Raw genomic sequence first — 22,662 nt, 5'->3', positions numbered from 1 at the left:
GTGAACACCTTGCCTGAGCTACCCGAGGTCGAAACCGTCAAACGAACTTTAAATGAGTTAATCACAGGCAAAACGATCGCTAATGTTGTGGTGAGGCTGCCTCGTATTATCCAAAAGCCGGACGATATTCAGCAGTTTGAAACATTGCTGCAAGGTCAAACGGTTGAAACGATTGAGCGAAGAGGGAAGTTTCTACGCTTCGTGCTCACGGACTACGTGATGGTCTCCCATTTGCGCATGGAAGGCCGTTATGGTTTGTACGCCGGCGATGATCCGCTAGAGTCACATACGCATGTGTTGTTTCGTTTTACAGATGAAAGTGAGCTGCGGTACAAAGATGTGCGCCAATTCGGCACGATGCATCTGTTCCCTAAGGGGGAAGAGCTTGCACAGCCTCCGCTCGTTAAACTCGGTCTTGAGCCGCTCGATGAGGCGTTCACGTACGAAGCGTTTCGCGGTGCCATTGCCCATCGAGCTACGAAGATCAAGCCGCTGCTGCTCAATCAAGCATATATTGTGGGCATCGGGAATATTTATGTAGACGAGTCCCTCTTCTTAGCGGGCATTCATCCCGAAAGGGAAGCTTCCTCGCTGAGTAAGAAGGAGCTAGCGTTGTTGCATGAGTCAATCATTCGAACCCTTCAAGATTCGGTTGATGTGGGCGGATCATCCATTAAATCGTATGTGAATGGACAAGGAGAAATCGGCCTTTTCCAGCACCAATTGAACATTTATGGACGACAATCACAGCCCTGCAAAACGTGTGGGAATGAAATTGTAAAAACAGTTGTAGGCGGCAGAGGGACACACATTTGTCTCACGTGTCAGCCACTTAAGCCCAAGCGGTCAGGAAAGAAGTCGGAGAAATAGGAACGAGAAGCGTACCCTCCCCATATGATATGGAGTACTTAGCCTAGGTAATAGCCCATGCGGCCTGTTATTTAGGTAAAACGCTTAGGAGGGTTTGTATGCTTCCTGTCATTTCTCTGCTCATTTTGGCTTTTGCAGTTTCATTGGACGGTTTCGGTGTTGGTGTCATGTATGGGTTACGCAAAATCCGAATACCGCTGGTCTCAATTGGAATTATATCGCTATGGTCTGGTATTATTATATTTACATCGATGCAGATCGGCGTTTTGATGTCGTCCTTTATGTCCCCAGGGGTTGCCAAACGTATTGGGGCTTTCATCCTTATCGGTATTGGTGTGTGGGCTCTTGTTCAGATGAGACAAGGGCAGAAAAACCAAACGCAACAGGAGCAGCCTGCCAATACGCCAGATCAAGCGGTGGTCAGCAGCATGCCCTACAGCGAGATTCGCAACTCTGGTTATGTGGAGCCGGTGACGTTTGATACGCTGCAGCGCACCAAAGAAATTCTGAGTATTGAGCTAAAACGTTTTGGCCTTGTGATTCAAATATTACGGACGCCTTCCATAGCGGATGTTGATAAGTCAGGGAATATCTCAGCTTCTGAGGCTACATTACTCGGCTTAGCGCTCTCTTTGGATGCTTTCGGAGCGGGCATTGGTGCTGCTCTGATTGGGTTCGTGCCGTTATTAACGGCTTCTGTTATTTCTATTTCAAGCGGATCTTTGCTTGCAGTTGGCTTGCGGATTGGTTTCCGATATGCCGAGATGAACTGGATGAAAAAGTTGTCTATCCTTCCAGGATGTGTACTTATTATCATGGGACTTTTGAAAATGCTATAGTTCACTATCAATGAACTTTTAGGAGAGAAGCGATTATGAATATCGGCTTAACAGGAGGTATTGCCTGTGGAAAAAGCACGGTTAGCCGTATGCTCGTTAGCCGTGGTGCCCTTTTAATCGATGCCGATCAGATTGCTCGTGATGTTGTCGAGCCTGGCAGCCCTGTTCTTGAACAGGTTGCTGCTGCATTTGGACAAGCTGTGATTGGACCCGATGGATCACTGCAACGTAAGATGCTCGGTGAAATCATTTTTGGATCCCCTGAAGCACGGCAACAGCTTGAGGGCTTGCTTCATCCCCCTATTCGTGCAAGGATGCGCGAGCAGATGACAACGTATGAACGGGACTATCCCACCAAGCTGGTTGTGGTCGATGTTCCTTTACTCATAGAATCGAATTTGGTGTCCATGTTTGAGGAGATTATGGTTGTTTATATTCCGCGTCACTTGCAGTTGGAACGATTGATGCAGCGAGATGGCTTGTCTGCAGAGACAGCTCAGCTTCGTCTTGATGCACAGATGTCGATTGAAGAGAAGCGTAAGCTTGCAGATATTGTGATTGATAATAGCGGGACTTGGGAAGAAACCAACATGAGGGTAGAGCGGTTTTGGGCAGGGAAGGGATTAGCATGACGTTCTTTCGGAAAAAGCGAATGTTTGCTATTCTGCTAATTGCTTTTGTCATGATCCTCTTCATGAATAGCGCAATTATAGGCAGAAAGCTGTACCCCATCTACTTTGAGCAGGAGATTAAGCAAAGCGCGGCGAAACACAATATAGACCCTTTTCTAATTGCAGCCATTATTCGAGTTGAAACGAATTATAAATATCATTTAGAATCAAGTAAAGGGGCATTAGGGCTTATGCAGCTTATGCCTGATACCGCTGAATGGATTGTTGAATCGACGAATTTAGGGCCTCATACGCAAGAAGATTTGCTTCGTGTAGATATTAATATTTTTCTGGGATCTTGGTATCTGAATTGGCTGATCAAGCATTATAATGGGAATCTAATCTACGCTATCGCGGCGTATAATGCAGGACAAGGCAATGTGAATAAATGGAAGAATAATCAAGTGTGGGATGGAACCGAGTCGAATATCAGTGATATTCCTTTTGGTGAAACACGGCATTATGTGCAGCGTGTGCTGTATTATTATGAGAAGTATACGAAGCTGTACACGGAGCAATGGAACGAGAACGGAGCTGCTTAGCGGTCTGTGCACAAACAAAGAAGCATTGGACTAGCTCCCGGGGGAGCGAAGAGTCCAATACTTCCTGTTTGGCAGAATCAAAAGCTTGGGCTAATCAAGATTACTTGAATTGACCTGCTAGAGATTGTTCTGCGATTTGCACCAGGCGACGAGTAATGCTACCACCAATAGAGCCAGTGTCACGAGAAGTCATGTTGCCATAGTAGCCATCTTGTGGGATAGCGATACCTAGCTCCTGAGCTACCTCGTACTTCAACTGATCCAAGGCTGCATTAGCTTGTGGAACGACTAAAGTGTTGCTTGAGCTCATGTCTGTTCACCTCCTTGTCGGTTGGTAAATCTATTGTGTGCAGAACGTCAAACTTCAAGACATGTAACATCTGGTAAAGATATTTCCAAGAGAGAAAGGAGAGGAAAGCGAATGAAATGCCCGTTCTGTGACCATTCTGGTACGAAAGTGCTTGATTCCAGGTCTGCCAATGAGAATAAATCCATACGTCGTCGCCGTGAATGCGAGAAATGCGCAAGAAGATTCACGACTTTCGAAATGGTTGAAGAAACACCTTTAATTGTGATTAAAAAAGATGGAAGTCGGGAAGAATTTAGTCGTGAGAAAATTTTACGTGGCTTAATTCGTGCTTGTGAAAAAAGACCGGTTTCCATGGAGCGGCTAGAGATGCTCGTCTCTGAAGTCGAAATGCAGCTTCGTACGACAGCTCATGCCGAAGTCGATAGCCTTGGCATTGGTGAAATTGTGATGGAGCAATTGTACCCCGTCGATGAAGTGGCCTACATTCGCTTCGCCTCTGTCTATAGGCAATTCAAGGACATCAATATGTTCTTGAAGGAGTTAACGCAAATATTGGGAAAGCATGATGTTGGTCTACTTAGGGACAAATAAGTAGCACCTGCTGCACAAATGACACAAAGCCGCATCACCTCGTGATCGTATCATGAGGGGGTGCGGCTTTTCTAGGTTCACCTTTTGATAAGGAAAGTTGTTTAGTGAGTATTAACTGTTGTTGTTACAACTAGATTGTTCGTTGTTGAGGTGGAGGTAGAAGTTGAAGTGGAGGTCGAGGTCGAGGAGGCTGTGAACGATAAGGTTTCTAAGTTGACCGTTACCCCAATGGTGAGCCCCGTATTAATTACTAAACTAGCTGTCGTTAAAGTCGTCAAGTAGCTTAATTGAAGAACACCATTTACAAATACATTGTAGTATCCATTACTTCCAGGAACCGTCAGACTATTGGTTGGCAAGTTAGCTCCTGTGTCGTCTCTAAAGCTAGATGAAAGAATCGTAGTCACGCCTCCAAGAATGTTTCCTAATACCACATTAGCCGTAAATCGTTTGACAAGCGGGGTAAGCGTCGTTGTTGTCGTAGTAGATGTTGTTGTTGATGTAGATGTTGTAATTGTTCCTGAAACAACACTAGTCGCTGTTAAATGGAGTGTAATCAAGTGTTCGCTCATGGTTGTCCTCCTTTTGGCAGGGGTAGATGCAACTCTAGTACTTGCTATATCATATGTTCAAAAAAACTAGTTTGATTGGGAAATTCAGAGGGTGACACGAATTGATTTGTTTTTTTTCGAAATGTGACAAAAAATAAAAAAAAGACAGCGCATGGTGCGCTGTCTTTGGCTGCTTCATAGGGGGAAAGTCAATAACGACGCGCCCTCATGAGCTTTTGAAAAAAAAAAATTCTATTGACATCAACCGACTGTATTTTTGTTAGCGATAAGGCATAATTCGGTTATTGAATGCGTTTGTCCAGTTCACTTCGAAGAAAGTGAATGAACCGAATGGCTTCATCCGACGTTAATAAATTGCTGCCAAACGAGAATGAGAACATGTCCAAAATATCATGATCAGGAAGATGCAAGCTGTCAATCAATTGCATGACGTCTAGACTCATATTACCGTCAATCACCGTTTTATTCATGAAACAGATTCCTCCTTTGTCGTACTGTCATCATCGGATGGAGGCGGTAGCTGGCTGACATTTTGGACAATCAGAATTGCCAATTTAGTCCCTCTAGCTTTGCGTCACCACTTTTCAGTGGTTTTGCCTTTATCATACCGATAACGTCTTTATATCAAAACTATATCACAGGTTAGGATTATCGTGCTATTAATTACATTAATTCGAAGGATGGTTGAAGCATATGTCCGTCAATAGCCCAAAATCCAGCAAAAAAATTCAAGAATTAGATATTGTTGAGGTAGCAAAGGCGTTAGGCATTGATCAAGCTCGTTTACTTGCTTATGTTTATAATCGACAAGAAGCTATTCATGCTCATATCCATGTAGTGCCAGTTTCTTCTTCGGAACCATCTTAGCTAAAAAAAAGCACCGCAACAAAAGAGTTGCAGTGCTTGGATGAATGCTTACACCATGATTTTGCAAATATCGTTCGTAAATTCAACTGGATCTTGCAAAGGCAAACCTTCAATAAGAAGGGCTTGATTATACAAGAGCGCCGTGTAAAGGTTTAGTTTCTCTTTATCTTTCTCAAAAGCATCCTTCAAGGAAGCGAACACGTCATGGTTGACGTTGATTTCTAAGACTTTCTCTGCCTTAACATTTGGGTTGTTCGGCATTGCGTTCAAGATTTTTTCCATTTCGATGGTGACATCGCCGTCTGTGGATAAGCATACAGGATGCTTTCTCAAGCGCTTAGAAGCTTTAACGCTTGTCACTTTGCCAGCTAATAAGCCATTCATATAATCGAATAGATCTTGATTTTCCTTTTTGTCAGATTCCGAATCGTTCTGGTTATCCTCTACATCAATACCAAGGTCCCCGCTTGAAACCGATCTGAATTCCTTCTCTTTGTAAGTCATGATCATTTTGATTGCAAACTCATCAATATCATCAGTGAAGTATAGAATCTCGTAACCTTTATCAGTTACAAGCTCCGTTTGCGGAAGCTTATCAATTCTTTCCATCGACTCACCCGAAGCATAGTAAATGTACTTTTGGTCTTCTGGCATTCTGGATACATACTCGTCCAATGTGACAAGCTGTTTCTCCTTGGAAGAGGAGAACATCAATAGATCCTGCAGAAGCTCTTTATGCGTGCCGTAGTCGCTGTAAACACCGAATTTAAGCTGTCTGCCGAAGGATTTGTAGAATTGCTCGTATTTCTCTCTCTCGTCCTTCAGAAGGCTTTGCAGCTGCCCTTTAATTTTGCTAGAGATATTCTTCGCAATTAATTTGAGCTGACGATCGTGCTGCAACATCTCGCGGGAGATGTTGAGGGATAAGCTCTCGGAATCCACCATACCTTTGACGAAGGAGAAATAGTCAGGAAGCAGATCCGCACATTTATTCATAATGAGAACGCCGTTCGCGTAAAGCTCCAAGCCTTTCTCATATTCTTTGGAATAGTAGTCATAAGGCATGTTTTCAGGGATGAAAAGAATCGCTTGATACACTACCGCGCCATCTGCACTCACATGAATATGCTTCAGCGGTTTGTCGAAGCCGTAGTGTTTCTCGTGATAGAACTTCTCGTAGTCCTCAGGAGTAAGCTCGCTTTTGTTCTTTCTCCAGATCGGCACCATGCTGTTTACATGCTGCTCTTCTTGATAGTCCTCAAATTCGCTCTCGCTGCCTTCTTTGAGACGCTTGCTTGTGATGTCCATTTTAATCGGGTAACGGATGAAATCGGAGTACTTCTTGATAATCGCTTTCAGGCGATATTCGTCCAAGTATTCGTCGTAGTTGTCATCTTCGGTATTTGCTTTGATCGAAAGGACAATCTCCGTACCAACCGAATCCTTCTCTGCTGGAGCAATCGTGTATCCGTCTGCGCCATCGGATTCCCATTTGTAAGCTGTGTCGCTGCCAAGGGCTTTACTTGTTACCGCGATGTGATCAGCAACCATGAATGCGGAGTAGAAGCCCACCCCGAATTGACCGATGATGTTGTGGCCATCTTTGGCTTCATTCTCTTTCTTGAAAGCAAGAGATCCGCTTTTCGCGATAATCCCCAAGTTGTTCTCAAGATCTTCTTTCGTCATCCCGATCCCCGTATCGCGAATCGTTAAGATGCGATTGTCTTTGTCGGCCGTAATTTTGATGAAGTAACTATCTTTGTCAAAAACGAGCGAGTCGTCTGTAAGTGCTTTGTAGTAAATTTTGTCAATCGCATCGCTGGAGTTGGAGATAAGCTCTCTTAGAAAGATTTCACGTTGTGTGTAAATCGAATTGATCATCATTTCCAATAGACGCTTGGATTCGGCTTGAAACTGTTTCTTTTCCACGGATAGATCTCCTTTCGATATGTAGCAGGGGTTATATAATTAGCACTCGCACGCTGTGAGTGCTATACACTAACTTTATAACATCCCTGAAATTTAATGTCAATTGGATTGGAGAGAAATTATGTGAAGTTACGGGGAGTTATCGTGTGAGACGGTAAATATTGGTGGGGGTGTGCGGGTGTGAGTGGAAGTGGAGGCAACATACTTGTGCCCGATGTAGCAAAGTAGCTGAACTAGAGTGGACACACAAGTCCTCGAGTTCTAAGTACTCAAGTCATCTAGCTCTGCCAAAAATGCAAAAGAGCACTTTTGAAACAGGATTTGCTTCATTTAATGGAAATTGATGCAAATAGGCATCAATTTGTAGTTATTTAAGGTGATATTCTTGAAATTCGATAAAAAGGTTGCCTATTTGCACGCATTTACTAAATTCGGGCCTAAATGAGGAGAAAAGGTTGCCTAATTGCATTTTTGGGAGAGGAGCCGCCAAGCCACTGACTAGCTACCTAACACGCCACATGTTACTGATCAGCTACTGAACACCAGATGCCACTCATCACGCCCCCACACATTACCTGCCCATCATCCCCATCTATCCAAACAATCTCACCAACGCATCAGATCATACGAATATACTCCCTTTTTATTAACTCATAACGAAGAACATGTTTGCCTTCGGCTCCTTTGTGCGGGATAAACCATCCTTTGTCGCTGAGTGATTGGAGGACTCGAACAGATGAACGATAGTTGATCCCCAGATGTGTTCTAACATCAATTGGTCTGAGTGGCTGCGCAAGCGTATAGGCAAGCCTCACAATTTCCCTCTCCATCACAGAGTCCAGACTGACAGGCGAGCTGATTACCTGAAATCGGCTAATGAACATGCGAAGCAGTGTGATACATAGCTCGGGACGTGAGACAACATCATCATATGAAAATGAAATCACTTGATATCCCATCGCTGCTAGAAAGGTTTCCCGGTTCAGCTCATTGCAATATTTCTGTCTGTCCATATCTCGCACATGAGGGCCGTATCCCTTGATCTCGATGATCAATTTCACAAATTTCGTCAGCCAGGCGAAATCGCAAAAATACGAGCGTCCCCGCCAATCCAACACTTCGAATTCGGGATGCAGCTCATCGAAATTGCCTAGGAGCTCCCACCAGACCGCCTGACAGAATCGTCTTTCCGCCTCCTGATGTCCGCGATCCAAGCGACCCCTGCGTTCTCCGGTTCTCTGTTCCAGATGGCTTTCAATCCATAATGCATGCGCATGCTCGAAACTCATAGGTTAAGTTCCCTCCATTACAATGAAAAAACGCCCCTGTGCCATTATGAAAAATGGACAGGGACGTTCTTCGTCTCTTACCAATAAGTATAAAGGAATTTCCCTAATTTCACGAGGGAACATTTTCGACATTTCTCTTCCTTTTATGATAGAATGTGACATATTGGAGGGATTTCACATGGATATTAGACGAATATTAGGTCTTCCTGATGTATTGGATGTTAAAAAAGTCGTATGCGTTCAACCTCACCCTGATGATAACGAAGTTGGGGCAGCAGGTACGATATACGAACTTGCACAGCGTGGTTGTGAAATCGTTTACATTACGGTAACCGATGGTAGAGGCAGCGGTTCAACTGGCGAAGTGGAGCCTGAAGCGATTGCAGCGGTTCGACGTGCAGAGCGGTTGGCTGCCGGTGATATTTTAGGCGTGTCCAAGCAAATTGCCCTTGATTTACCGGACATGGGGAACTACACCGAAGAGGAATTGCTTGCAAAGCTCATTCCAATTATCCGCGAAGAGAAGCCGGACTTATTGATGACGGTAGATCCATGGATGCCCTATGAAGCACATCCGGACCATATCAAAACTGGTAAAGCGGTCGCATCAGCGATGCTCTTTTCGTCAAATGAGATTCTATTCCCAGGTTCTAAGCCGTATGACGTGCCGCAAATCGCATTCTATGCGACTTCGCATCCAAATACGTTTATTGACGTTACGGCACATTGGGAAACGAAGATCACTTCAATTTTGGCCCATAAGAGTCAATTTGACAACTTTAATTGGCCCTTGGTTAAGGGATATTTTGACTATCAAGGACTACAACTGTTTGGTAAGTTGAAACAGAACCCAGAAGCGAAGGGTTATGCAGAAGCATTTAAAGTACTGACGTCGCACCAGCTGCATTTCTTCCCATCGGCACTATATAGTTAAGCAGGTTCAAATTATGAAGGAGGCAAGCCCAATGGTATCCCTATCTAAAAAACTCGCTTACAGCTCGAATCAAATTGGACTTAGCGTCTTGTGGCAAGCGTTCAGCGCCATTGCTGTTTTCTATTATGTTACAGTGTTGAACGTTTCGGGTACATCGATTTCGATCGGGATGATCATCTATGGTTTCCTGAATGCCCTGTTTAATTTGGTTGCGGGATATGTGAGCGACCGGACCAAAACGCGCTTCGGCAGGCGTATTCCGTACATTCTGTTCGGAAGTTTGCCGTTTGGTGTGCTTTTCTTCTTTCTTTTCAATCCACCTGCAGGCAGCACGACGATGCTGTTGGTTTACTTTTTCACACTAACGTTCTTCTTTGATTTGATTTATTCATTCATTGGGCTTAATACCGGTGCCTTATTTCCGGAAATGTATCAGACGAAGAAGGATCGCTATCAAGTGTCGGCTTTCCAACAAATGTTCAGCATCATCGGTATGATTATCGGTATCGCGCTTGCGAAATCGTTAGGGCTCTCTTTAGGCTGGGGTCTGATGGCGGGGATTTTTTCAATTATCGCGGTCATTTCCTTGTATGTGTCCCTGTATGGTTCGTTCGAGAATCCAGCTGCGAGTAAGTCAGAACCCCTTCATTTCAAAGAAGCAACCGTTCAGACGTTCAAAAATAAGCTGTTCAATTCCTACGTCGTAGCGAATTTATTGATTCAATTGACGACAACGATGTTCGTTTCGTTAACGGCTTTTTACACGAAATATGTCGTGGTATTAAATGGAACGCAAAACTCCTTATTCCTTGGTGCCGTGTTTATCGTGGCGATTCCGATGTCGTTCATTTGGGCGAAAAGCGGTGTGCGCTTATCGACGGTGCGTGTTGCGATGATCTCGTCGGTGTTGTACGCGATCATCTCACTAGGTTTCCTTTTTGCCGATTCATCTGTCATGGTTATTATCATAGGAGCTTTACTAGGTATTCCGGTTTCTGGCTTCATGTTGTCCTTGCATGTACTCCTTTCCGATGTTGTTGACTTCGATGCTCAGCAAACGGGTCGTCGTCGTGAGGGGATGTATTATGGCGTGAATGGCTTTATTATTCGTATCGGGATGTCTATTCAATATGGGATTATGGGTATTTTCTTCGCGACAAGCGGGTATGATGCGGATAAAGAAGTCCAGGTTACTAGCGCCATTTATGGATTCCGCTTCCTTATCGGAGGCTTACCGATTTTGATTTTGCTCATCGCATACATTTGTCTGAAAAAATACCAATCCTCCGAGAAGAAGCTTAGAGGCGCGAACAGTTAGGAGGGACCCAGAAAGTTATGAAACATGTACCGATTTGGGGAGGCTCCAGCTCCATAGGGGACAGCAGTCTGCCTGTGCCTTATGATATTGCGAACGATCAATTGATGGGGCAATTTGATGGTGTTGGCGGTATAAGTAAATATTCTGTAGCAGGCAAGTGGAAAATCGTGAAGGAAGGTTCCTGGTACGCGGGTTGGACCCTGAATGGTCAGCCGCTGCCGCTTACTTTAACGAAGCAAGTCATTTGTATGGGCAAAAAGCAGCAAATCACGTATGAAGCTTTTGCGGACACACGTATGCGTGTGGCTTTGTTTAGTCATCCGAATGAGAATGTTCTTTTTGTCGTATATGACGTTCAAAATGAAGGGGCTGACCCAGCCAAGTTGGACTTGCATGTGGGTTTTGAAGTCGATATGGTCTCTTATCATATGGAGAAGCTTAGACAGCACGGCGAGACTAGACGAGCAGTGGCTTCGTTTCACACCGTGGACCAGCGGTATTTTGAGTTCCAATTGGCGGAGGATTTCATTGTCCATGCGGCAAGTAACGTAGAGACTTCGTTCGTGCTGAGCGAGGAGAATCGCTTGAATTTACATCATGAAATCACGATTCAACCAGGCGAGACACAGCAAATTGTCTGGCTGCTAAGCGCAGCAAACCATGGGTATAATCAGGCAAAGGCTGAACATGATTTAGCAAGTTGGCAAGCGCATGATGCGGAAATCGACGATGCTACTACTTGGTTGAAGGAAACCTTTCACTCAGCAGATGAGGAATTGAATGCCTTATATAGCTATAGTTTGAACGCATCCATTTCCTCTTATAAGGATTTAGGTGAAGGATTTAAGGGCTATTTTGCTGGAATCGATTATCAAAGTCCGCCTCGGACCTATTTCAGAGACGGTTATTGGACACTGACCCCTAGCCTGCCCTATCATCCAGAACGAGTGCGGGGGCAGATTCTGACCTTGGCACATGGAATTGGAGCAGACGGTGAATGTCCGAGCGCAGTAATCTATCATCAGGAAAGTGGGAAGTATGAGCCGTTTTGGCCGGACCATTTTGATTCACCTTCCTTTTTCGTCCTGATGATTCATGATTATTTGGCTTGGACGCACGACTTCGCGTTATTGGATGAACATGTGAATGGCCGAACTATTAAATCGCATATGGCAAATAGCATCGGTTACTTGCTGCGACATATTGATGAACATGCAGGCACGTCGCTGTCGAAGAAGCCGGATAATCGCCGAGACTGGGTGGACAACGTCTATCGCGAAGGCGAAGTGCTGTATGATTTGGCCTTGTATTGCCGTGCCTTGTTTGCGGCGGAGAAGATACATCGGGTTACCGGCGACGCGGATAAAGCTGAGCAATATGGCAATTTGTATCTTACAGCCAAAGTGAGTATGCAAAAGCTGATCCGTGAACATGGCTATTTCAATTATAAAAATAGTAACGGCTTCGTTGAACCGAATATATCCGTCGAGCTGAGCTTATTGATCGTCTTCGATTTATTAGCGCCGGCGGAGAAAGCTGAACTGCTCGAACAGATGTCGGCTCAGCTAGAAACTCGAAATAACAGTGAGCAACAGTATGGTGACTGGGGAATCATGACCGTGTTCCCATTCTATCGACAGGTGCATCATCAAGTGGAGAAAAGTATGGCACCATATCGCTATCACAATGGTGGTGATTGGCCGTATTGGGATGGCGTTTACGCATTAGCTAAGCTGATGAGCGGGGATGCGGAGTGGCGCTATCCATTAACGCACTGGTTCCAGGTTTCCATGGATAATGGTTGGCTGACACCGGTAGAATATTATGGACCTACCTATGGCAAAGGCTCCAATCTGCAAAGCTGGAGCTCTATGTCTGCCGCGGCAATGCTCATGGGCGGCGTCGGACTGCTTCCTAGCCTGGACGAAGAGAAGGTACATCTGAAGGTTCCACCTTGGGGGAACTTCACGATGAAGCATATCCACTTCCGTGGAAGTGTGTACACGATTAGCTACGTGGACGGGGAATGGTCGATTACCTCGTTGGATGGGGCGAGTGCTCATCCGTTTGTGGTGGGGTAAGCGACAGTACGGGAGACTAATGGATGGTGGATGTCGTGGTAATTTGATGGGTGATGTAGGAGTTTCGAAGTAGTTTTGAAGCGGTGCGCGAAGAGTCGCTTTGGAATTAACTGTAGGAAATCCAGCTATTGATCGAAAGTAATCAAATCCATCGAAATTAGCTGTACATAATCCAGCTATTCGCCAAACGGGGCCAGCTGAGTGCCAAATGAATCGTTAGCAAGACGATAAGAAAAAAGCAGTGATCACACAATGTGTGTCACTGCTTTTTTAAAATTCCGTAAATCCAACCAATGCGAGGACTTCCCCACAGTAGTGCAGATACTGAAGCCAAGATTTCGATAAAACGCATCGGCAACAGGGTTATCTGTATATAACACTAATGCACGATAATGTCGCTGAGCCTCTTGAATAATAGCGGTCATCAAAGTTTTTCCTACGCGATATCTACGGTAAGGCTCCAAGACATAGAGTCTCCGAACGCGCCCGATCTCCTCACCATTTTCAAGTTTCATCCTATTGAGGCCGCACACACCTACCATCTTCCCATCAACCATAGCGGATAAAAGGATTTCACCTGATGAGCGAAATTGATTTTGACCAGATTGATATTCGCTTACAAGCTTTTGGATATGGCGATGTCCTTCTGCGGCGCTCTTTTCTTCTAAGTAAAGTATTCCTTCATCAAATTCCTTCAGCACTACGATCGAAATATCCAACGCTTCATCTCCCAGACGCATTGCGAATATCCGTAATTTCCATAATCGATTTCGGGTATCCGTTTCTCGCGACAGAGATCATGGCTCGTCCAATCTGCTCGGAGTCTATGACTGTATTCGGGAACCATTTCTGCAGAAGAGGGAATATCGGGCTCAAGATGACAATAAAAGTTTGATAGAGCTTGGTTTTGGATTTGACACCATTCTTCGGCAGAATAGCACCAGGTCGGAACATAAAGGCTGACTTGAAAGGCAGCTTAAGGAGCGCATTTTCTGTTTTTCCTTTTACACGTGCCCACATGCTGCTGCCTTGCTCGGTACTGTCGGTACTGGCACCTGTGACGTAGACAAAAGTCATCTTGGGCTGGATTTTAGCTAGCGTATTGGCAATGTTCATGGTTAACTCATACGTGATCGCATGGTATTTCTCCTCGCTCATGCCTACAGAAGAGACGCCGAGACAGAAGAAGCAAGCATCGATACTAGACAGCTCATCGGTCAAAGGGGTTAATTCGGTGATATCTTTCAGAACATGTTCACGGAATTTGGGTTGAGACTGGCCCGTAGAGCTTCGGCCGATTGATAATACATGGTTAACCTGAGGATCCAGCAGGCATTCCCGTAGGACGCTTTGTCCCACCATCCCAGTAGCTCCAAAAATAAGTACATTCATGGATAGGGTACCACCTTTCGCACATGGATTATGTGAGCAGAACAGCTAAGACGCATAGAACAGCGTTAATCACCATCAGACCAAGTTGTATAGGCGGCTTTTTGACTGAAACGATGAAGTTATGTAGGGCAGGACTTGCAAGGTAGGACTCGATATAAGCTTTACCAGATATTTGGAAAATACCCGCAAACGTCAATGAATTCGCCCGCATGATGAGCCAGAGCCCTGGGTTCATGGTAAGGCAGACAAGTAGCAGAGGAGTTGCTAGCACAGCGATATGATAGAATCCAATTGCCTGTTTAAAGGTGTAAATTACGAAATTCCAGTTCCAAAACGTATAAGCGATGGCCCAGAAAATGATGGCATCATTAATCGTGATATAGTAGCTGCCAAGCCATGAACCCGTGATCACGAAGGACGTAGCGATTAAAATAAGGCCAGAAATAACGTTATAGTAGCTCTTGCTTTTGAAATCGGTAAGTGTGGCTTCAAGGATGTTAATGCGCAATAGCCAAACAATTAGGGGAACAAGCCAATCGCTAGGGAAATAGCCTAGAAACGTTAGTAGGACAAGGATTCTTCCGATAAGAAGTGTTGCGAGCTTCAATTTCTCGAAAAACTCAGCCCGCAAGAAAATCAAGATACCAATGGGGATGATCACATTGATGATGCCGTTTGCAATGAGCGGTGAAAAAGCGGTTAGCGTGGTACCTAGGGAGATTATCGCCAGAATGAGGAGAAATCCGATCCATTGTGGTATCTTTAGAAGCTTTTCAGTCATATGAATTCCTCATTTTTCCTTGGTATGATGCTAGTATCATACTAATTTTAAGGCGCTTCGTATAGGCTCTATTTCATTAAAGGCGCTCGTCATAGACGGTGTAGCTTACGATAGGTTGACGGTGTTACATGCATACGCTTCTTGAATACGCGGCTTAAATAAAATTCGTTCTCGAAGCCGCATTGGCCAGCGATTTGCGCTAGAGTCATATCGCCGTCCAGCAACAAATTTTGGACAAGTTGAATACGAATAGAAGTTAAATAATCGATTGGTAGCATGCCGGTTGATTTTTTGAATCTACGGGTAAATTGCACCTGTGTTAATCCGAGTTCATTCGCAATATCCTTCATGATACAGGTGGATGTTGCTTGTTCGTGCAGGCGTTGAGCAGCGGCTTGAATAAGCTCATCTTTGCTGTTCGCGCTTGCAGAAGTCCAAGGTGATGCAGCTTCGGGACTTGCTGAATAGTCTTCCTCCACAACCTGCATCCAGAGGTCGGTGAGGATATGTTGACGCAGTGAAGAGGCAATCGTGCCTTCATGTTGGAACCATTTTTTTAAGTAGGCATAGTTGGATGAGAGTCGATGAAGGTCATGAATCGAGATTTTCCCAGATGGGACTGTATCCTCGGTGGACAGCGGACATCCTGCATCATCTACCCATTGCAGCAGCATAACGTGAAACGATAAGGGCTGAACGACCTTTCTGCGAAAAATAACCCCTGGTGGGCACAAAACAAGATCCCCGAAACTAGCTGTTCCTGCGTGTTCTTGGATCTGGTAAGTGAAGCTGCCCGTTTCAACCGCAAAGAGTACCCAAAATTCATTAGAATCCTCGTGAAGCTGAAAGGTCAATTTCTCCCTCCAGTACATGTGACTGAGAAGTCTCGGTTGTATTCGTGCTGCCTCTTGTGGTTGCATCGCCCTGTCCATCCTCTCGTATACAAATGACATTGAGATTGCTCCTTTTATCATAGTGGATTTGTTTTTCTGAAGGAAGTACTGAGTTGAAATTTTGTATAAGTTGATGATAATAGCGTGCATGGTTTAAAGCGTTATCAATCCTTTAAAATAGGGGTAATCACAGATGACTTGGAGGTTATCCAATGAGAGAAGAAAAGGTAAAAAGAGATATTACCGTCATCGGCGGCGGACTATCAGGGGTGTGTGCAGCAATAGCTGCTGCGAGATTGGGTCAGACCGTGGCACTGATTCAAAATCGGCCTGTGCTCGGGGGGAATTCGTCTAGTGAGGTGCGTGTATGGGTTTGCGGAGCAACCGCGCATGGCATCAATCGTTATGCACGAGAAACGGGCATTATGGGTGAATTGTTTGTTGAGAATCAGTATCAGAATCCAGATGGGAATCCCTATCTCTGGGATCTAATTGTGCTAGAAGCCGTGCGTGCGGAGGCGAACATACAGCTTTTTCTAAATACAGATGTGCATGAGGTAGAAGCAGATGGGGATGAGAGCAACCGAATCATTCGTTCAGTTACGGGCTGGATGATGGGCTCGGAGCGGCGCATTTGTTTTGAGAGTGAAGTCTTTCTAGATTGCACGGGGGATGGCCTTATCGGATTCCTGGCTGGGGCGAAATTTCGTATTGGGCGGGAAGCACGCGAAGAGTTTCAGGAGGCGTGGGCACCTGAGATTGCAGATGACATTACACTCGGGAGTACGATTTTATTTTATACCAAGGATGTAGGTCATCCTGTTAAATACCATCCGCCGAGCTTCGCCAAGGACATCACAACGACCTCGATTCCGATCAAGCGTGTAATTCGAAGCGGTGATTCAGGCTGTCATTATTGGTGGATTGAGTGGGGCGGCGAGCTGGATACGGTACATGAGAACGAGCGAATTCGGGATGAATTGTGGTCAGTTATTTATGGGATTTGGGATTATATCAAAAATTCAGGTCAATTTGACTCGGCGAATATGACACTGGAGTGGGTGGGGGCTTTACCTGGCAAAAGAGAATACCGCCGGTTCATTGGTGACTATATGTTGAATCAGAATGATATTCTAGCTCAGACGAAGTTTGAGGACACCATTGCTTTCGGAGGATGGTCGATTGATTTGCACCCGCCGCAGGGGATGTATTCGACCGAGAGTGGTTCCAAGCATTTGCATGCGGACGGCATCTATCATATTCCGTTTCGCAGCTTGTACTCCGTGAACGTGTCCAACATGATGATGGCTGGGCGAAATATAAGCGCATCTCATGTGGCCTTCGGTACGACACGCGTAATGGCGACCTGCGCTGTAATTGGGGAGGCAGCTGGAACTGGTGCGGCACTGTGCGTCCAGAAGCAAGTAACCCCGCGTGAGTTGGTTCAAAAGCATGGGAAGGAGCTGCAGCAGGTGCTGCTCAGGCAGGATGCTTCCCTGATTGGGATACGCAATGAGGATGAGCAGGATCTCGCACGGCTTGCTCACGTCGAGGCGTCGACTACACGAACGCAGTTAAGTGTATCTCGTGCTGTAGAGCCTCGACGAATGGTCGACGATGTGGCAGTTTTATTCCCCGTAGAACCGCAGCTGAATGGCTTTGAGCTGCTTGTAGATGTGAGCGAAGCAACGACCATTCAAGTGGAGCTGTGGGACACAGGCAGAGCGGAGAACTATGTGCCGAAGCGGATGATCGTGCAGACAGAGACTGCCGTACAAGCTGGGGAACAGCAGTGGATCAGCTTCCCTCTGAGTTGGCAGCCTGAGAAGCCCCAGAATGCTTTCGTCATCGTGAAGGCGAATGAACATGTCGTGGTGTACCATTCCGATCAACAGCACACAGGAGCAATTGCTTTTGTACGCGGCACGAAACCGATTGTTGATCCGAAGTTAGAGAATCATCAACCTGATCAGCCTGTCGTTCAGTGGAGCATGAAGAATGGCGTGGATCGTAAGCCAATCTGCTTCCGTCTCACTTCCGAAACGAGTGCATTCTCAGCGGAAAAGGTGACGAATGGTTATTTGCGTCCATACGGTGCTCCACATCAATGGATGTCAGAGCCGATGACGCCAGCGAAAGAGGAGTGGCTGGAACTTAGCTGGGACGAAACCCAAATTCTGAGGTATCTACAAGTAACTTTTAATGATAACGTGCATGAGGATTTAATTAATCTTCACGCATTCAGGACGAGTGAGGAAGTCAGACCTGAGTTGGTGAAGGACTACCGCTTGGAGGCTTGGGTCGATGGCGATTGGGAGGTACTGCAGCGTGTAACGAACAACCGCAAACGTACAAGGAGATTGCAGTTGGAGGCAGCCATTACGACAGATCGGTTGCGGCTTGTCGTAGAGGCGACAAATGGCTGCCCGTGTGCTGAAGTGGTTGAAGTACGGGTATATGGGTAGGGAAGCATTTGGAAGAGGAGTGTCATTAGTCATTAGAAGTTAGCGCAGATTTGCTCTTGCGCTTCACAAGATGCATAAGAATCACAATAGTCATAGGAAGTAGATACCCGATGGTTCCCCACAAGGGATGTATATAGGATACTAAGTTGCCCCAGAATGCTTCACCTTTCACATGGGTAATAAAAGATAGCAAACAGCAAACCATGGTTAAAGGTAAAATGAGTAAGCGACTGTTTTGCAAATTAAACAAGTGGGTAAAGGTCAAATTTAAGGCGAAAATCACGATTGTGGCTTTCATATAGGAAGCCACAATTAATGAAATACCGATGAGCGATTCAATACGCTGAAATAATTCATAAAATTCAATGGTGCGGGCTAACTGAAACATCGAATACTTACGTTCACCTGCGATAGGTCCGTATGTCATAATTGTGCAAAGTGTGACTGTAATCAAGCTTAAAGCGTTGATGGAAAGAGCCAGAAATAAACCGCGTTTCAGTGGTTTATTTTGGTTTGTGGAGACAAAGGGAAGGATCATGCTGAAAAGAAAGATTTCAACATACGGAAATCCATAGGAAAAATAACCTCCGAACAAGATAGGCTTAAAGCCAAAAGGCATGACAGGTAACAAATAAGATGGATGATAATTGAAGCTAGCCAAGGCTAATATGAGAATGACATAAACCATGACCATAGCTGTAAGTAGAACAAACATGCGCGCCATGACGTCAATTCCCATTCTTACAGTCACATAAATCAGTATAAATATAAGAGAGTTAAACACATATATAGGTGTCTCTCGCATTAAAGATGTGGTCATGAATAAGCCAATATCAATAACAATGCCCGTTGCCATGTGGAACTGAAAGGAAATGAAGGGGATCGCGAGAAGACCTGTTATCCATGTACCAACTGTTTTCTTACTATATTCGATAAAGGTCAAGTCCGGATATTTTCCGTGCATATACAAGATACTGCCAAGAAAACTAAGGCTTAATAAGTAGGAAAGGATAAGCGATAGCCAGGCTCCATTGTTGGCAAAGCTAATTAAGGGTTGAGGAATATTGATGATCGAAGAGCCTGTTAAATAGATGAAAAACAAGACGGACATTTGGCCTGGACTAATTTCTACTCCATTTCTCATGGTATTGCCCCCTCCTTTCCTAAGTTCCTTAATCCTATTGTTATTGAGGGGTGACATGTAAGAACTCAACGATCAGACGGGCAGCTGCTCCAAGCAAGAAATCAGCCGCATCATAGAGGGTGGGCCATCGTAATTCAAAAATGAAAATACTGCTAAGATAGATCGATACCAAAACGAAAAAGGCATACACAAGTTTGGCACGTGGATTTTCTTTTTTTAAATGGAACATATCGAATAGCAGTAAAGGGACACAAGTGAGAAATAGGAATACTAACTTTAGCATCATAGATAATCTAGTCCTCTCGTTGACAACCACAGTTACTTATTTAGCTAGAGGCTTACCGCCGCTCATTCCTGAGTTAGCAACTGTTACATCAACTTGGATGTTAAATTGAACGTCTGCAAATCGATCTCCCCAATTCTCTTTCCAGGCTAGCCATAGACGAGGGTTTTTGGCATAAATCATGTTGCCAATGCCTAAGGCATCCAGTTTTTTGGATTGCAGATGATGAATCAATGTTAGTATTTCATTCTTGATTTGATTACTTAAACGAGTTTTGTAAGCAAGCTCTTCTTCGGCTGTGTTTATCGTTGAACAACTTAACTCCCCAGCCGCACCGACCAACTTTGCCTTGATATTCACGGTCACTGCATCATTCTTAAGCGAGGTGGTGACCTTCGTACCTCCATGGAAAATCTCGAATGTTTCCTGCAGCGCATGGTCGCTGTCCCCCCCATGCCCCTCACAAGGCGTTACGATAATACCGCCTTTAAATTGATGCTTAAGCAAAAGGAAAGCCTTTAATTCATCTGGCGGAATGATCTCAACCATTTTATGATTATTGATAACAACGACTCCGGCAATATTGGGAACACTCCCACGTTTTTTATTCAAATATAAGTAAGGAATCTCCGCAATGCCGGTTTCACTTTTGATTTGAATCATCACTTGCAGGATATTCTGATGCATGGATTTAGAAGCAAATCGCGAGGAGCCTTCATCCATAGAACGCAATTGTTGTCCCAACGTATATTCTATAAACGGCTCTAAACTTAAATACTCACCAGCATTCCCTTTCGTAACTAAGAGTAAATTGGTAGGCCTGGGTTCGTGATCTCGTCTGAAAAAATCAAGAATAACGCCGATATCATGCGTCCTCAGTACCTCATCACTAACTAGAATGGCACGCATGTGATCCAATTTGGCTTTTCGTCCTAAATGTATGGTGACATCCCGAATAGCATCAAATACATTTTCGCCTTCCGTCTTAATCGTGAAAGAGGATTTCGTACTCGTTCCCTTTGTCAGTGCACTGCTGCCACTTGGCTTGTAGAAAAGTGTGGTTAATTTGATGTTGCCTTTGTCGGATAGATCCACAGAAACTGCTTGTGCAAAAGCATATTCGACCAGTTCGGCTTTGTTCCAACAGCCTGTTAAAGAAAATAATAACAGTCCAGATAATGTCGTCACCATTAACCATCTCATGGTGTAATTCCTTCTTTCTCTGTCATGCCGTTACTTTTTGTGACTGTTCGGCCGATGTCGGTTTCGCGGTGAGCGGAGGAGGATTTTTAATGGAGCTCGTATGAATCCATCCTTCAATTGATGCATTTTCAGAGGAGCCCACGGCGTTAGATAGGGCTGTTCTAAAGATCGCAGGCTAACTAAATGTAGAAAAATAAACAGAAACCCAATCATGAAACCGAATCCGCCTAAGCTTGCAGCAAGGATCATTAGAGGGAAGCGCAAGATACGCAGCGAGATAGCCATATTGTAATTGGGTAACGAAAAGGAAGCGATACCTGTCAGTGCCACGATGATGACCATGATGGGGGAAGCGATTTTGGCTTCAATGGCAGCTTGCCCAATGACAAGAGCTCCAACGATACTAACGGCTGAACCCACGGGTTTAGGGAGTCGGATCCCGGCTTCCCGCATGATTTCAAAGAAAAATTCCATCAACAAAGCTTCGATGAATGCAGGAAAGGGAATACCTTCACGCGTATCCAGAATGGCTAACAGCAACACAGTGGGAATGAGCTCAGAGTGAAAAGTTGAGATAGCGATATAGAGACTCGGTAATGTAAGAGCCATAATAAATGCAAATAGTCGAAGCAATCGAATGAGTGAGGAATACAGGGATCGAATGTAGTAATCTTCACTTGATTGAAAAAACTCGATAAAGAGACCGGGGCAGATCATAATGGACGGAGAACCACAGGTAAGAACAATGATTTTCCCATCAAGAAGTGCAGCAATAGCCGTATCTGTACGTTCGGTATGCCGATATTGCGGAAACGGGGAATACGTAGAATCCTCAATTAATTCTTCGATATAGGCGACTTCCAAAATTTCTTCTTGTATGGCTTTATCAAAGCGCTTTTTAAATTCGGTTAATGTTTGTGGGTTCACGGCCCCGGCTAAATAACCGACGGCAATCTCGGTCCGCGTCTCTCCGCTTGCCATGAACTTTTCAATCTTGAAGTTAGCGCTTTTCATACGGTTCCGCAGCAACCCCAAATTGATTCTCAGACTCTCGACAGTAGCTTCTTGAGGTCCTCTAACGACAGGTTCATTCATCGGTTCACTAATTTGTCTTGATTCTAAAGTAAGCGCATTATAGCTCAGTGCCTTGTTCCAGTGATCCAAAAAAATCACAACTTGACCATGCAGGATATTGTGTTCTGCAATTGGCAATTGGTCGATAATCGTCACATTCCGAGAAGAGACACCATGATGCTCAACGAATGAGATTAATTTGTTAAGATCAATGGTCGTTGCTTCCATGCCTGCTTCTTGAAAAACAAGATCATGGAGCACATCTTTTAGAAAATTCAATTCTTTATCGTTTATAAGTGAGTCGCAATAAACAACAAGTGCTCCGTATTGCAACCCTTCGCCAAAAAATCTAGGCAGATAGCAAATATCGGAACAATTGGCGAGTTGTTGCTCTATCCATTTTCTATTTTCCTCTAAGGTTAGGGACAGGGGAGATTCCACCGAAGAGGGAGGAACGCAAGTAGTTGGCGCCGGAATAGGCACTGATCTCCTACTCTTCCTGAACAACTTTTGTATATCCATACCAAATTTCCTTCTATAATTTGTTGGTTGCGCAGGTTTATTATTCCAATTTTCAGGGGAAATATGTGATCTTCCTACCGAATAAATGAATT

Annotated in this window: 23 protein-coding genes and 1 riboswitch; of the genes, 10 read left to right on the top strand and 13 right to left on the bottom strand. The window is 44.7% G+C overall.

Translation table 11 applies throughout. The annotated features are described in order from the left end of the window. Positions 1 to 9: 9 nt before the first annotated feature. From mutM to AC58QM_RS09395, 4 genes are all read left to right on the top strand, one after another. The gene (mutM, locus tag AC58QM_RS09410; RefSeq protein ID WP_497283305.1) at positions 10 to 870 is read left to right on the top strand and encodes a DNA-formamidopyrimidine glycosylase; all 861 of its coding nucleotides are present in this window, start codon (positions 10 to 12) and stop codon (positions 868 to 870) included. Between the two features lie 98 nt (positions 871 to 968). Continuing rightward, the gene (locus AC58QM_RS09405) at positions 969 to 1,709 is read left to right on the top strand and encodes an MntP/YtaF family protein (RefSeq protein ID WP_497283304.1); all 741 of its coding nucleotides are present in this window, start codon (positions 969 to 971) and stop codon (positions 1,707 to 1,709) included. Positions 1,710 to 1,744: 35 nt separating this feature from the next. After that, positions 1,745 to 2,341, top strand: coding sequence for a dephospho-CoA kinase (gene coaE, locus AC58QM_RS09400; protein ID WP_497283302.1), 597 nt, complete (start codon positions 1,745 to 1,747; stop codon positions 2,339 to 2,341). Next, a complete protein-coding gene (locus tag AC58QM_RS09395; RefSeq protein ID WP_497283301.1) occupies positions 2,338 to 2,922 on the top strand; it encodes a lytic transglycosylase domain-containing protein in 585 nt (194 codons plus the stop codon). Before coaE ends, AC58QM_RS09395 begins: the two co-directional genes overlap by 4 nt. A 100-nt stretch (positions 2,923 to 3,022) precedes the next feature. On the opposite strand, the gene AC58QM_RS09390 is transcribed toward AC58QM_RS09395, so the two are convergent. Further along, on the bottom strand, positions 3,023 to 3,232 hold the full coding sequence (locus tag AC58QM_RS09390) for an alpha/beta-type small acid-soluble spore protein (RefSeq protein WP_065855582.1): 210 nt from the start codon (positions 3,230 to 3,232) through the stop codon (positions 3,023 to 3,025). 111 nt (positions 3,233 to 3,343) lie between these two features. On the opposite strand from AC58QM_RS09390, the gene nrdR reads away from it, so the two are divergent. Continuing rightward, positions 3,344 to 3,823, top strand: a complete 480-nt coding sequence (nrdR, locus tag AC58QM_RS09385) for a transcriptional regulator NrdR (protein WP_056616650.1) — start codon at positions 3,344 to 3,346, stop codon at positions 3,821 to 3,823. A gap of 101 nt (positions 3,824 to 3,924) precedes the next feature. Here the strand turns inward: nrdR and AC58QM_RS09380 are convergent, their stop codons facing one another. Then, complete coding sequence (locus AC58QM_RS09380) at positions 3,925 to 4,395, bottom strand: DUF4183 domain-containing protein (RefSeq protein WP_497283299.1); 471 nt, start codon at positions 4,393 to 4,395, stop codon at positions 3,925 to 3,927. 281 nt (positions 4,396 to 4,676) lie between these two features. After that, on the bottom strand, positions 4,677 to 4,865 hold the full coding sequence (locus AC58QM_RS09375) for a hypothetical protein (RefSeq protein ID WP_310500788.1): 189 nt from the start codon (positions 4,863 to 4,865) through the stop codon (positions 4,677 to 4,679). A 42-nt stretch (positions 4,866 to 4,907) separates the two neighbouring features. Beyond that, positions 4,908 to 5,003: riboswitch (cyclic di-GMP riboswitch) on the bottom strand. A gap of 85 nt (positions 5,004 to 5,088) precedes the next feature. Between AC58QM_RS09375 and AC58QM_RS09370 the strand changes: the two genes are divergently transcribed. Then, positions 5,089 to 5,262 carry a hypothetical protein gene (locus tag AC58QM_RS09370; RefSeq protein WP_497283297.1) on the top strand — a complete coding sequence of 58 codons (174 nt, stop codon included), beginning with the start codon at positions 5,089 to 5,091 and terminating at the stop codon, positions 5,260 to 5,262. A gap of 48 nt (positions 5,263 to 5,310) precedes the next feature. Here the strand turns inward: AC58QM_RS09370 and htpG are convergent, their stop codons facing one another. Beyond that, the gene (gene htpG / locus AC58QM_RS09365; protein ID WP_497283295.1) at positions 5,311 to 7,191 is read right to left on the bottom strand and encodes a molecular chaperone HtpG; all 1,881 of its coding nucleotides are present in this window, start codon (positions 7,189 to 7,191) and stop codon (positions 5,311 to 5,313) included. Positions 7,192 to 7,808: 617 nt separating this feature from the next. Further along, positions 7,809 to 8,480 (bottom strand): DUF559 domain-containing protein, encoded by a 672-nt coding sequence (locus AC58QM_RS09360; RefSeq protein WP_497283293.1) that lies wholly within the window; start codon positions 8,478 to 8,480, stop codon positions 7,809 to 7,811. Between the two features lie 178 nt (positions 8,481 to 8,658). On the opposite strand from AC58QM_RS09360, the gene AC58QM_RS09355 reads away from it, so the two are divergent. From AC58QM_RS09355 to AC58QM_RS09345, 3 genes are read left to right on the top strand one after another with little or no spacing between them, the layout of a single operon-like run. Continuing rightward, positions 8,659 to 9,414 (top strand): PIG-L deacetylase family protein, encoded by a 756-nt coding sequence (locus tag AC58QM_RS09355; RefSeq protein WP_497283291.1) that lies wholly within the window; start codon positions 8,659 to 8,661, stop codon positions 9,412 to 9,414. Between the two features lie 31 nt (positions 9,415 to 9,445). Then, entirely contained in the window at positions 9,446 to 10,732 is a 1,287-nt protein-coding gene (locus AC58QM_RS09350; protein ID WP_497283289.1) for an MFS transporter, read from the top strand. Between the two features lie 17 nt (positions 10,733 to 10,749). Further along, positions 10,750 to 12,813, top strand: a complete 2,064-nt coding sequence (locus AC58QM_RS09345; RefSeq protein WP_497283288.1) for an amylo-alpha-1,6-glucosidase — start codon at positions 10,750 to 10,752, stop codon at positions 12,811 to 12,813. Between the two features lie 245 nt (positions 12,814 to 13,058). Here AC58QM_RS09345 and AC58QM_RS09340 read toward each other — a convergent pair whose 3' ends face one another. The 4 genes from AC58QM_RS09340 to AC58QM_RS09325 all read right to left on the bottom strand — a co-directional run bounded on the left by AC58QM_RS09340 (position 13,059) and on the right by AC58QM_RS09325 (position 15,906). Then, positions 13,059 to 13,532, bottom strand: a complete 474-nt coding sequence (locus AC58QM_RS09340) for a GNAT family N-acetyltransferase (RefSeq protein ID WP_497283286.1) — start codon at positions 13,530 to 13,532, stop codon at positions 13,059 to 13,061. A 4-nt stretch (positions 13,533 to 13,536) separates the two neighbouring features. Then, positions 13,537 to 14,205 carry an NAD-dependent epimerase/dehydratase family protein gene (locus AC58QM_RS09335; RefSeq protein WP_497283285.1) on the bottom strand — a complete coding sequence of 223 codons (669 nt, stop codon included), beginning with the start codon at positions 14,203 to 14,205 and terminating at the stop codon, positions 13,537 to 13,539. Between the two features lie 28 nt (positions 14,206 to 14,233). Next, a complete protein-coding gene (locus AC58QM_RS09330; RefSeq protein ID WP_497283283.1) occupies positions 14,234 to 14,986 on the bottom strand; it encodes a hypothetical protein in 753 nt (250 codons plus the stop codon). 89 nt (positions 14,987 to 15,075) lie between these two features. Continuing rightward, positions 15,076 to 15,906, bottom strand: coding sequence for a helix-turn-helix domain-containing protein (locus AC58QM_RS09325; RefSeq protein ID WP_497283281.1), 831 nt, complete (start codon positions 15,904 to 15,906; stop codon positions 15,076 to 15,078). 185 nt (positions 15,907 to 16,091) lie between these two features. On the opposite strand from AC58QM_RS09325, the gene AC58QM_RS09320 reads away from it, so the two are divergent. Beyond that, the gene (locus tag AC58QM_RS09320; protein WP_497283279.1) at positions 16,092 to 18,344 is read left to right on the top strand and encodes an FAD-dependent oxidoreductase; all 2,253 of its coding nucleotides are present in this window, start codon (positions 16,092 to 16,094) and stop codon (positions 18,342 to 18,344) included. 25 nt (positions 18,345 to 18,369) lie between these two features. On the opposite strand, the gene AC58QM_RS09315 is transcribed toward AC58QM_RS09320, so the two are convergent. Genes AC58QM_RS09315 through AC58QM_RS09300 form a run of 4 tightly spaced genes read right to left on the bottom strand, consistent with a single transcriptional unit; the run spans position 18,370 to position 22,570 of the window. Continuing rightward, entirely contained in the window at positions 18,370 to 19,488 is a 1,119-nt protein-coding gene (locus AC58QM_RS09315; protein ID WP_497283278.1) for a GerAB/ArcD/ProY family transporter, read from the bottom strand. A 40-nt stretch (positions 19,489 to 19,528) separates the two neighbouring features. Next, complete coding sequence (locus tag AC58QM_RS09310) at positions 19,529 to 19,774, bottom strand: hypothetical protein (protein ID WP_497283276.1); 246 nt, start codon at positions 19,772 to 19,774, stop codon at positions 19,529 to 19,531. Positions 19,775 to 19,810: 36 nt separating this feature from the next. Then, positions 19,811 to 20,974 carry a Ger(x)C family spore germination protein gene (locus AC58QM_RS09305; protein WP_497283275.1) on the bottom strand — a complete coding sequence of 388 codons (1,164 nt, stop codon included), beginning with the start codon at positions 20,972 to 20,974 and terminating at the stop codon, positions 19,811 to 19,813. Between the two features lie 30 nt (positions 20,975 to 21,004). Beyond that, the gene (locus tag AC58QM_RS09300) at positions 21,005 to 22,570 is read right to left on the bottom strand and encodes a spore germination protein (protein ID WP_497283273.1); all 1,566 of its coding nucleotides are present in this window, start codon (positions 22,568 to 22,570) and stop codon (positions 21,005 to 21,007) included. Positions 22,571 to 22,662 lie beyond the last annotated feature (92 nt).

The sequence above is a fragment of the Paenibacillus sp. J22P165 genome, from assembly GCF_059692015.1.
Note: the sequence above shows the minus strand (reverse complement) of the source record. Positions and strands in the feature narration are given on the sequence as shown.